The following is an 11,239-nucleotide window of genomic DNA, read 5'->3' on the forward strand; positions in this document are numbered from 1 at the left end:
CTCCCACATTTTTGGGCTGTGTTGAATCAGTTGGTTTGCAGGGTGTGCATGATCGGTTTCAGGGCGGGATACAGCTTCAAATACTCGGCAAACGCTTGGTCGTAGGTTGCGATATTTTCCCGCTGTGGCTCCGCCCGCAGCGCCAACTGCACCCACCCTTTATCCATCTCCCCGTCACTCACCAACCCCACCGTATGCGCCGCCAACAACGCCGCACCCAGCGCCGCTTCGACCTCCTGAACGATGGTGTACACCGGGTACTGCGTAATATCCGCGATGATCTGCATCCACAAATCCGAATGGCTCGCGCCACCCACCACGATCAAACGCGGGTCCAGGGAATGCGCCCCGCGAGTGCCCGCTTCGATGTTATGCCGCAGGGCAAAACTCACCCCCTCCAGCACCGCGCGGTACAGGTGAATGCGGCTGTGATACAGGTTCAAGCCGACAAAACTGCCACTTGCGCGGTCATCCCACACCGGGCTGCGCTCGCCCATCAGGTAAGGCAGGAACAGCAGGCCCTCACTGCCCGCCGGAATGCTCATCGCGCTCTGTTCCAGCAGCGCCAGACTGTCCTGGCCGGTGGCCTTGGCCTGTTGCTCTTCAGCCTGGCAGAACTGCTCGCGAAACCAACTGACCGAGGCACCGGCGGTGATCGCACCGCCGAATATGTACAGGTCCCGGTGGCCGTTGTAGACGTGGGGCATGCTCACCAAGCCGTGGTGTGCATCCACCTGCTGGTTCAGGTAACCCCAGCACATGCTGGTGCCGATCATCGCCACGTGATTGCCCGGCTGAGTCACGCCCGCTGCCAAGGTGGCCATGGCCGCATCGACGCCACCGGCCAGGATCGGTGTACCGGCCTGCAGGCCCAGGCGCAATGCCCAGTCTTGCAACAAGCCACCGACCACTTCACCGGAATACACCAAGCGTTCAGGCATCATCGCCTGCGGTATGCCCAGTGCATCGAGCATCTCGCCGGACCAGCCGCGCGCGGCCACATCGTAGACACCACCGATATTGCCGGCGCTGCTATGGTCCACCGCCAACTCACCCGTGAGGCACAAGTTGATATAGCTGTTGGGCGGCAGCAAGTAGCGGGTGTTCGCCCACACCTCAGGCTGGTGCTGCTTGAGCCAGAGCATCTTGGTGAAACCGTAGTAGCTGTCCACCGAGTTGCCGGTGACCTCGAACAAGCGTTCCAGGTCCACCTGCTCGCGCACCCAGGCCACCTGCTCGCCGGCGCGGCGGTCCATCCAGATCAGGCACGGGTGCAGCGGTGTGATCTGTGCATCCACCGCAATTCCCGAACCGCCATACAGGCTGCTGATGCACAGCGCCTTGACCTGCTGCGCCGCCACGCCGGCCTTGCCCATGCACTGCGCGACACAGGCTTCGACGGCGTCCAGCCAGACCTGCGGCCATTGTTCGGCCCAGCGCACTTTCGGGGTATCCACGCGATACCCCTGGCTGTGCTGGGCGATGATCGTGCCTTGACCATCCACCAGCAGCGCCTTGGTGCTCTGGGTTCCTATGTCGACACCCATCACGTAGTTCATGCTCAGGCCACCGGCTTCAAGAGCACCTTGATTGACTTGGTCGAGTTGGCCAGCTCAAACGCTTCGGCGTAGTCATCCAAGGGGAAATCGTGGGTGACGATGCCCTTGGAGGTGACCAGGCCACGTTCGAACAGGTCGATGGCAATCGGGTAGCAGTAAGGCCCGAGGTGGGCACCGCGCACGTCCAGCTCCTTGCGGTCGCCGATGATCGACCAGTCGACCGTAGTCTCGGCGCCAAACACGCTGAACTCGACAAAGCGCCCGAGCTTGCGGATCAAGTCCAGGCCCTGGGTGACGCCGGCCGGTACGCCAGTGGTTTCGATGTACACGTCGCAACCATAGTTGTCGGTGAGGCCGTTGATGATCTCGCGAGCGTTGTCGCGGGACGGGTTGATCACCACATCAGCGCCGAATTTTTTTGCCAGTTCCAGACGCTCGTCGACCATGTCGATCACCACCAGTTTTTTCGGGGTTTTCAACGCGGCGACCTGGACCATGCACAAGCCGAGGGTGCCGGCACCGGCGATGACCACCACGTCGTCAAGCTGGACATCGCCACGGTTGACGGTGTGGATCGAGCAGGCCATCGGCTCCACCAGCGCCGAGTCTTCCAGCGACACCGATTCAGGGATCTTGTGCACGATGGCGGTCTTGGGAATGCGCATGTACTGGGCCATGCCGCCTTCGGCCACTTCACGCTGGAAGCCGAAGATGTTGTGCACTTCGCACATCCAATACTTGCCCGATTTGCAGAAGCGGCACTTGCCGCAGGGCACGATCTGCTCGGCAATCACTTTGTCGCCTACCGCGACGTCGAAGTGCTCTTCGCCGCCCTCGCCGACTTCCACCACATAGCCAAAAAACTCGTGCCCCGGCACGACCGGCGCCTTGACCCACGGGTTGTCACCCCCCCAGAACATTGCCGCGCCCGAGTGGCACTTGCAGTCACTGGCGCAGATGCCACAGGCGGCGATGCGGATCACCAGTTCATTGGCACGTGCCTGAGGTTTGCCGATGCGTTCCAGGCGGTAGTCTTTGGGGCCGTGGCAGACGACGGCTTGCATTTCGGTGTGCTTATCCATGGTGTCTGATCCCGTTCTTGTTAGGAGTTTATTTATGGCGCTGACGGCTGATAAAAATCGCCAGCAGAATGATCCCGCCCTTGATCACGCTTTGGACGTAGGGCGAAACGCCAAGCATGTTCAGACCGTTGTTCAATACGCCGAGCAGCAGGGCGCCGAGCAACGTGCCGACGATGACCCCACGCCCACCGGCAATCGACGCGCCGCCAAGGACCACGGCAGCGATCGCATCGAGCTCGAACGACACGCCGGCATTCGGCTGGCCGCTCATCAAGCGTGAGGTCAGCACCAGCCCGGCAATCGCCGCCGTGAGGCCGCTGATGCCGTACACCAGCAACTTGAAGCGCGCGGCGCGCACGCCGGACAAACGCACCGCTTCTTCATTGCCGCCGATGGCGTAGATGTAGCGGCCGATGCGCGTGTGTTGCAGCAGCACATAGGCGGCGGCGTAGGTGATCAGCATGATCAGGATCGGCACTTCAATGCCGAACAGCCTCTGGCGGCCGAAGAAGCCGAACCACTCCGGCAAACCGGAAATCGGGTAACCGTCGGTGTACATCAGGCCCAGGCCACGGGCGATGCCCATGGTCGCCAGGGTGACGATGATCGGCGGCATGTGCAGGTAGGCCACGAACAGACCGTTGCCGATGCCGAAGGCCACACCGATCAACATGCCCGCGCCAATCGCCAACCCTGGCGGCAGCCCCGCGACCATCAACCCGGCGGTAAGCGTGCCGGACAAGGCCATCACCGGCCCCACCGACAAATCGATGCCGCCAGTGAGAATCACGCAGGTCATGCCCACCGCGATAATCGCGTTGATCGACACCTGGCGGGCGATGTTCGACAGGTTGCTGGCGGTGAGGAACGTGTCGCTGGCGAGGATCATCACCAGGGTCACCACCACCAGCCCCACAAACGGATAAAACGCCGGCGAACGCACTAGCCTCGCCAGGTTCAGGCGCAGCCGGCTGCTGTCGCCGCTGCTAATGGACGTATTCACTTGAGCCCCCTGTTGCATGGCGCATGACCTCTTGAGGATTGACGGCAGACGCTTCGAGTACCTTGACGATGGCGCCCTTGTGGAACACCGCGACGCGGTCGCACATGCCAATGACTTCCGGTAATTCGGAGGAAATCATGATGATTGCGTAGCCCTGCTCGGTGAGGCTGCGCATCAGCGCGTAGATCTGCGCCTTGGCCCCCACGTCGATGCCACGGGTGGGTTCGTCGAACACCAGCACGTTGCAGTGGTGATTGATCCAGCGGGCGATCACGACTTTCTGCTGGTTGCCGCCACTGAGGTTGAACACCCGGCTTTCGCTGCTCGGGGCTTTGATCGACAGCTGTTTCATCAGGCCTTCGACGCTCGCACATTCGCGGCTTTTGTCGATCAGGCCGGAGGCGTTCTGGTATTTGGGCAGGTTGTTCAGCGAGATGTTTTCGCGAATGCTGAAATCAGTGATCAGCCCTTCGCTCTTGCGGCTTTCCGGGAGCAGGCCGATGCCGTGGGCCAGCGCGTGGGCCGGGTCATCGAGGGTGATTTTTTCACCGTGCAGCCACACCTCTTTGCTCACTGCCGGCAGCGCGCCCATCATGCCCAGCGCCAGTTCGGTACGGCCGGAGCCGACCAAGCCGGCAAAGCCGAGAATTTCGCCCTTGTGCAATTGGAAGCTGTTGTGGGGGCCATTGCGCACCAATTGGATGTCCTTGACCTCCAGCAACAGCGAGCCGCGTGCGCTGGTCGGTTTGGGCGGAAAACTGCATTCCAGGCGACGACCTACCATCATTTCGACCAAACGGTCGATGTCACTGTCGGCCACATCGGTGACGCCGACATTGCCGCCGTCACGCAGCACGCTGATGCGGTCGCACACCTGGAAAATCTCTTCCAAGTGATGCGAGATAAAAATCACCGCCACGCCCTGGCGCTTGAGTTCGCGCATGATCTCGAACAGCAGCTCCGCTTCGCTGGGCGTAAGCGTGGCCGTGGGTTCGTCGAGCACCAGCAGGCGCGCATCCAGGGCCAGGGCCTTGGCGATTTCGACAAACTGCTGCTCGGCCACGCTCAGGTGCTTAACCGCGCATTGCAGGTCGATCCTCACGCCCAGGCGCTTGAACAAGGCCTCGCTGGCCTCGACCATCTGGCGCTTGCGCAACAGGCCGAAGCGGTTGCTCAGCTCATGGCCGAGGAAGATGTTTTCCACCGCCGTGAGGTAAGGAATCAGGCTGAATTCCTGGAACACGATGCCGATACCCGCAGCAATGGCATCGCGATAGGTCGCGAATTGCTGCGCCTGGCCGTCGATCAGGATCTGGCCTTCGTCTTGATGCTCGACGCCGCCGAGAATCTTCATCAGCGTCGATTTGCCCGCGCCATTTTCGCCGAGCAAGGCATGAATCTCACCGCGCTCGACTTGCAGGTTGATGGACTTGAGGGCCTGTACGCCCGGGTACCGCTTACAGATGTTTTCCAGCTTCAGAAGACTGCTCATACCGCCGACCTCGTATTCAGAAGGAAACCTTAAGCCCCACGGATGACATGGGGCCTGGACGATTTACCAGCTGAAATCCTTGGCTTTGGCCTGGTCGATCAAGGTGATGTCCACTGGAATGGAGGCCGGCACTTGCGAGCCCCACTTCTTCGCCAGGGCAATGCCCAGGGCGAGGCGGATCTGGTCGCGGGGGTATTGGGCCGAGGTGGCGATGAATTTGCTGCCGGGTTTCTGGATCGCCTTGATCGCTTCCGGCGCGCCGTCGACGCTGACCAGCTTCACGTCCAGGCCACTGGCTTCGATGGCCGACAGAGCGCCGAGGGAGCCGTTGTCATTCACGCTGAAAATGCCCTTGAGGGTGGGCTGGGCCTGCAGCATATTCTCGGTGACGGTCAGCGCCTGGTCACGCTCCTGCTTGCCGTTCTGGATGCTGACAATCTTGATGTCCGGGTGCTTCGCAACGGCCTCTTTGCAACCGCGCACACGCTCCAGGATCGGCACCACGGCGATGCCATCGAGGATGGCGATATTGCCTTTGTTGCCGATGTTCTTGGCCAGGTATTCACAGGCCTGGAAGCCGGCGTCGAAGTTTTTCGAACCGACGAAGGAATCGAGCGGGCCATCCGCCTGGGCGTCTACCGCGACCACCACCACACCAGCGGCGTGGGCGGATTTGACGGCCGACTGCACGCCCACCGAATCGGTGGGGTTGATCAGCAGGATATCGATGCCTTTTTGCAGCATGTCTTCGACGTCACTGACCTGCTTGGACACGTCATGGCGGGCGTCGGTGATGATCAACTTCGCGCCGATGGTCGCCCCGGCTTCTTCCAGGGCGTTTTTCATGGTGACGAAATAGGGGTTGTTGATTTCCTGGAAGGACGCGCCAATGCGGATCGGATTGCCAGTGTCGGCAAACGCCGGGGAAGCGGTGCCGAGGGTGATGCTTACAGCCAATAAACACAGGGTTTTCGGAAGCATTTTCATGGCATGGTTCTCTGTTTTGTTTTTATTTTTAGAGCAAATGTTATCGTTAACATTTTGCGAGAAACTAGCAAGGAAATTAGGCAGGCGCAAGGGGCCGCTGGTCGGTCGCCCCCACATTAGAGTTATGTGCTACGCAAAAACTCGCACAAATTCGAGTAGCAACTAAGCTCATCCACCAACAATAAAAATACCGAGCTGCCCGCCATGCGCCACCCCACCGAGACCTTTCGCGTCCGCTACCGCGCTAACGTCGCGCCCCACTACAACCCCTGGCTTCACGCCAGTTTCGTGTTCGGCTACGGCGTTGCCTGCATCGCCCTTGCGTGGTCATCCACCGCCCACATATCCACATTGCAATGGCTGACAGTGCCTTTGACGCTGGTGTTCTTCAACCTCTGCATCTACCTGGTGCACCGCCACCTCGGCCACCATAAACATGCCTTGACTCGTTTGTTCTACGCGCGCCACACCGGCGATCACCACAGCTTCTTCACCCCCGGCCACATGACTTTCGACAGCCCGAGGGACTGGCGCGTTATCCTGTTCCCGGCCTGGCTGATCGTGTTGCACAGCCTGGTAATCACCTTGCCCGCCTGGTGGCTGCTTCAGCAACTGAGCCCCAACGTCGCCGGGCTGTTCGCCGGGTGCATGATCCTTGGGTATTTACTTTACGAAGTGTTTCACGCCTGCGAGCACTTGCCCGCCAATCACCCGCTGGCGCGCCTGCCGTGGATCCGCCAGATGCACCGGCTGCACGCCCTGCATCACCGCCGTGAGCTGATGCAGGGGCGTAATTTCAATATCGTGCTTCCCCTGATGGACTACCTGTTCGGCACCCTGCACTGGGAACCGCCTCCCCACAACAACCAGGAATCCACATGAGTACCCGCCCAACAAAACTGCGCCATCTGCTGTTTGTGCTGTTTCTGGCAGTGATCGCCTTTCTGCTATTAATGCCAACCAAGGTGCAACCGGTGAATTGGACGCCGCCCAAGGCGCCCTCGATGAAAGACGGCCCCTACGCCGAAAACCAGCGTCTCAAAGGTGTGCAGAAAATCGGCGCCCAGGACATCGCCGGGCCCGAGGCCTTGCTGCTGGATGCCCAGGGATTTCTGATCAGTGGCCTGCATGACGGACGCATCATCCGCACCTCGCCCGACAGCCGCAGCCTGGAAGTGCTGGCCAATACCGGCGGTCGCCCCCTGGGCATGGCGCTACACCCGGATGGCCGCTTGATCATTGCCGATGGGATCAAGGGGCTGCTTGCACTGGATGCCCAGCGCCAACTCACCATCCTCAGCAATGGCGCCAATGACCTGCCGCTTGGCTTCACCGATGACGTCATCGTGGACGCCAGCGGACGTTATGCGTACTTCAGCGATGCATCCAGTCGCTGGGGTTATGGGCAGGACGGTGAAGCGGTGATCGAGCATGGCGGCGATGGTCGGCTGCTGCGCTATGACTTCAGCAACGGCAACACCGATGTGTTGCTGGACCAGCTGCAATTCGCCAACGGCGTGGCGTTGGGTCCGAATGAAAACTATGTGCTGGTGAATGAGACCGGCGCCTATCGCATCAGCCGTTATTGGCTCAAAGGCGAACGAGCCGGCACCCATGATCTGTTCATCGACAACCTGCCCGGCCTGCCGGACAACCTCAGCTTCAACGGCAGGGACCGTTTCTGGGTGGCGCTGTACTCGCCGCGCAATCCACTGCTGGACAGCTTTGCCGGCTACCCGCTACTGCGCAAGGTGATGGTGCGCGCGCTGATGGTGGTGCCCAAGCCGATCGAGCGCAAAGCCTTTGTGCTCGGGCTGGATACCGAGGGCAAGGTCATCGCCAATTTGCAGGACGGCAGCGCAGGGAATTACTCGCCCATCACTACCGCTCGGGAGTATGGCAACTGGTTGTACCTGGGTTCGTTGAAAAGCACGAGCATGGCGCGCGTGCCGTTGGCGCTGGCGTTGGCGCCCTGACGCAAAAAGGGCACACAGGCGCTCGGCCTGTATGCCCTCATTGCTTGCGGCTACACGCGTTTAGCTCTTGGTGCTGCTGAGCAAGGTTTGCTTGCACAGGTGACCAAAGCTGACGAACTCGGTGTTTTCACCGCCGACGCCAATGCCTGGGTATTCCAGCACCTCCATGCGCCACACGCCGTAGTTGAAGTCGGTACGCCAGGTGTTGTTGTAGCCCTGGGAGTAATCGACAAAGGTGGTCTGGAAGTCACCGGCGCACGTGCCCACGTTGATCGTGCCACCGGCTTGGCCGGAGCTGTCGGTCGCCGCCGAATACGCCTTGTAGACGATATTGCCGGTGTCCGGGTTGATGTGCTGGTCGAGATAAACAATCGGGTGCAGCCCCACCAGTGGCGCGCCGGTGCTGTCGGACAGGTTCATTTTCCAGGTCAGGTTTCGATAAGCCTGGGTGGTCATGTAGCCGTAGCCCACATCAGACGCGGAATACGGGATGCGCAACACGTTGGCCTCACCTTTCATATCCGGGTTGTCGACACGTGGGTTGGAACCAAAGGACAGGGTGTATTTACCCGTCGCGCTCCACGGCTCGTTCGGGTGCGGGTTCGGGCGCACCCGCACCTTGACCACACCGCCCACACCCGGACTCGGGATCGACGTCGAGACGATATTGGCACCTACGGTGACCCACTGGCTGCCATCGAAGCGCTCAAGGATCCATTTGCCACGGGTGCTGCCGCTGGCGGCATCGGCCGACAGGGCAATGCCCACGCTCTGGCCACGCACGGCGGTGAAGTCGAAGTAATCGACATCATCGAGGCTGTCGGCGTTGCCGCTGATGTAGTTCAGGGTGTCCGGCAGTTGAAAGGCAGTGTCCGGCGTGTCATTCGGTTCGAAGGCATCGATATTGGCATTGACAGCCACACCGAACTGGAAGCTCGAACCCGAGACAGCCGCATTGGCTTCCATGAACCAGTAGTAGTCACCCGCCGGCAATACGCCGCTGAGGCTTTCGTCACCGGTACCGGGGTTATTGGAAGTGCCCAGCGGGATCGGATTGCCTTGGCCATCGTCCTGGAACAGGGTCAAGGACATGTCGGTACCGGCCGTCTGGCCGACCAGCAGCGCATTGATCCGGGCCGTCTGCGGCAGGTTGAAGTGGTAGCACAGCAGGTCACCGGTTTGCACACCATTGACCGCGTACAACTCATTCACGTCCAGCGTGGTTTCACAGCCTTGGACCAGCGCCGCTTGCACGGCGGTGGCTGGCTGAGCGCCGGCTTTCTTGACCTGGGTTACCGGGGCAGGTGCGCTGTGGTCTTCCACCACCGAGTCGGCCTTGGCCTTCGCGGCGAACATCGGCTTTTTCAGTTGGGCGCCTGCGTTCAGTTGCTTTTTCAGCGCCGCCGAAGCCTTGGTGGCCGGGACTTTGCCAGCGGCTTTCAGGCTTTGCTTGATGTCAGGTTTAACGGCTTGCGCAGCCAGGTGAGGGTATTGCTCGGCCTGGGCAAAGGCCGAAACGAAGCAGGAGGCCGCCATGGCCGCGCCCAGCATAAAGGCTTTTTTCGATTTCATTTTTTATCCATCCATAGTTAAAAAGTGAAGCTCAGGTGACATCCGGTCACCTGGGATGGAATCTATGATATTACTGGATGTATGTACAGTATATTTTTCAGGGAAATGTGTAAAAAAGGACACGCTCTTAGAGCCAAGTACTCCAAAGACCCCAGTAGGCGGCCAAAAATATCGCGAGACGATACAGCCATACAGCCCAGCGCTTGAGTGCTAAAGGTATAGCGGCCAACTCTGCCTCAGTCACAAAACCGTCTTTCACGTGGCGTTTTGGCATTGTCAGGATACTGATCATGACGCACATACGATTAAATCTAGCGAGCCGCCGGTTTCTCCAGCGTTGCTGAAGTTTGAGCACCTCTACATTTTCACTGAAGTAACTTTCCAGCTCGTCGAGTTTTGCACGCGTGGCATAACACATCAGTCCCACAACAACGAACGTCCCAATCACCATCACGATGGTGTAGATGAAAAACCAAGACATCGTTAAGCTCCCTCTGGTTGAAAGATCAAATCGCCATCTATCTCTATGACCTTGCCGCCCAAGAACGCACCACCTGCTCCCCCTAGATTGCCTCCTGCATACCCTCCAGCAGCGCCCCCAACAATTGCACAGTTCAGAGCACCGCTTCCTCTAGTCGCGACACCTAAAAAAATGTTGCATGCACGACGAGTTAGATCAGCACCCAACGCCCCAACCCCCGCTGCCCCCAAAACCCCACCCGTAAACTTACCCGTCTCCACATACTTCGCCCTCCGACACTGCGCCTCCCTCCCCGTCACACACGCCTCCTTGATCTCCAACCCCGCCGCCCCCGTATCCAACACCAACCCCACATAAGTCCCTTTACCCAACCACTTCGACATCTGCGTCATCTCCCGGATCCGCTGCGCATACCCCGCGATCTCACCCTTGTGCAGATAACTCTTGGTCGAAATCCCCAATACCTTTTTCAACGACTCATTGCCCCGCAATCCCGTACCAAACCGCGCCGCACCCTGCAGCTGTACATCCAAGCGTCGAAACAACGCCTGGCGCTGCTGGATAAACATCGCCCTGTCCAAACGACCGTCTTTCAACCGCTGATGCAGCCGCTCGATTTCTTCCAGCGTTTGCGCCACTTCATTCAAGTGCCGCGCCCACGCCGATGTCGCGCTGCCGATACCCATCGAGCCATTCGCCAGGAAGCTCTGCAGCAAGTCATAGTTGTCGAGCATCGCCGTGCCGGCCGCGGCATTCAGCTCCAGATTTCGGCGGACTTCTTCGGCATGGCGCATCAGCCAGGCTTCCTCGACCGAACAACTCACGCTGTGGCTGTCGGGAATAATCACCAGTTGGCCCTGAGCCACAAAGCCAGTGCGCAAATGCCGGTTCAACACATCAAAATGGTCGGAACGCTGGCGGCTCAGGGCGCCGCCCATCAAGCGGATTTTCAAGCTCTGGTAGTCCGTCGCGCGGTCGTTGATATAGCTCTGCGCCATGCCCTACATCCAGGATGCAATAGAGATGGCGTCGAAATATAAGCAAGCGCCCACGCCCCGAACACAAGTCCAGGGGGGCCGATTCACAT

Annotated in this window: 10 protein-coding genes; 2 read left to right on the forward strand and 8 right to left on the reverse strand. The window is 59.8% G+C overall.

The window, feature by feature from the left end:
* Positions 1 to 26 precede the first annotated feature (26 nt).
* The 5 genes from AACY44_RS15595 to AACY44_RS15615 form a co-directional block, all read right to left on the reverse strand.
* Positions 27 to 1,559, reverse strand: a complete 1,533-nt coding sequence (locus tag AACY44_RS15595) for an FGGY-family carbohydrate kinase (protein WP_339497542.1) — start codon at positions 1,557 to 1,559, stop codon at positions 27 to 29.
* A gap of 2 nt (positions 1,560 to 1,561) precedes the next feature.
* On the reverse strand, positions 1,562 to 2,641 hold the full coding sequence (locus AACY44_RS15600) for an alcohol dehydrogenase catalytic domain-containing protein (protein ID WP_065875978.1): 1,080 nt from the start codon (positions 2,639 to 2,641) through the stop codon (positions 1,562 to 1,564).
* A 28-nt stretch (positions 2,642 to 2,669) separates the two neighbouring features.
* Positions 2,670 to 3,662 carry an ABC transporter permease gene (locus AACY44_RS15605; RefSeq protein ID WP_339427870.1) on the reverse strand — a complete coding sequence of 331 codons (993 nt, stop codon included), beginning with the start codon at positions 3,660 to 3,662 and terminating at the stop codon, positions 2,670 to 2,672.
* Entirely contained in the window at positions 3,628 to 5,136 is a 1,509-nt protein-coding gene (locus AACY44_RS15610; RefSeq protein ID WP_339530582.1) for a sugar ABC transporter ATP-binding protein, read from the reverse strand. The genes AACY44_RS15605 and AACY44_RS15610 overlap by 35 nt, the downstream gene beginning before the upstream one ends.
* A gap of 63 nt (positions 5,137 to 5,199) precedes the next feature.
* A complete protein-coding gene (locus AACY44_RS15615) occupies positions 5,200 to 6,123 on the reverse strand; it encodes a substrate-binding domain-containing protein (RefSeq protein ID WP_339418029.1) in 924 nt (307 codons plus the stop codon).
* A gap of 204 nt (positions 6,124 to 6,327) precedes the next feature.
* On the opposite strand from AACY44_RS15615, the gene AACY44_RS15620 reads away from it, so the two are divergent.
* Positions 6,328 to 7,005 (forward strand): sterol desaturase family protein, encoded by a 678-nt coding sequence (locus tag AACY44_RS15620; protein WP_339530584.1) that lies wholly within the window; start codon positions 6,328 to 6,330, stop codon positions 7,003 to 7,005.
* On the forward strand, positions 7,002 to 8,099 hold the full coding sequence (locus tag AACY44_RS15625) for an SMP-30/gluconolactonase/LRE family protein (protein WP_339530586.1): 1,098 nt from the start codon (positions 7,002 to 7,004) through the stop codon (positions 8,097 to 8,099). Before AACY44_RS15620 ends, AACY44_RS15625 begins: the two co-directional genes overlap by 4 nt.
* A 60-nt stretch (positions 8,100 to 8,159) precedes the next feature.
* On the opposite strand, the gene AACY44_RS15630 is transcribed toward AACY44_RS15625, so the two are convergent.
* From AACY44_RS15630 to AACY44_RS15640, 3 genes are all read right to left on the reverse strand, one after another.
* Complete coding sequence (locus AACY44_RS15630) at positions 8,160 to 9,671, reverse strand: acid shock protein (protein WP_339418035.1); 1,512 nt, start codon at positions 9,669 to 9,671, stop codon at positions 8,160 to 8,162.
* A 127-nt stretch (positions 9,672 to 9,798) separates the two neighbouring features.
* Positions 9,799 to 10,152, reverse strand: coding sequence for a hypothetical protein (locus AACY44_RS15635; RefSeq protein WP_339418037.1), 354 nt, complete (start codon positions 10,150 to 10,152; stop codon positions 9,799 to 9,801).
* Between the two features lie 2 nt (positions 10,153 to 10,154).
* Positions 10,155 to 11,150 carry a hypothetical protein gene (locus AACY44_RS15640; RefSeq protein ID WP_339530588.1) on the reverse strand — a complete coding sequence of 332 codons (996 nt, stop codon included), beginning with the start codon at positions 11,148 to 11,150 and terminating at the stop codon, positions 10,155 to 10,157.
* Positions 11,151 to 11,239: the final 89 nt, after the last annotated feature.

Source organism: Pseudomonas sp. RA_15y_Pfl1_P11 (assembly GCF_963970975.1).
GTDB classification, from domain to species: domain Bacteria; phylum Pseudomonadota; class Gammaproteobacteria; order Pseudomonadales; family Pseudomonadaceae; genus Aquipseudomonas; species Aquipseudomonas tritici.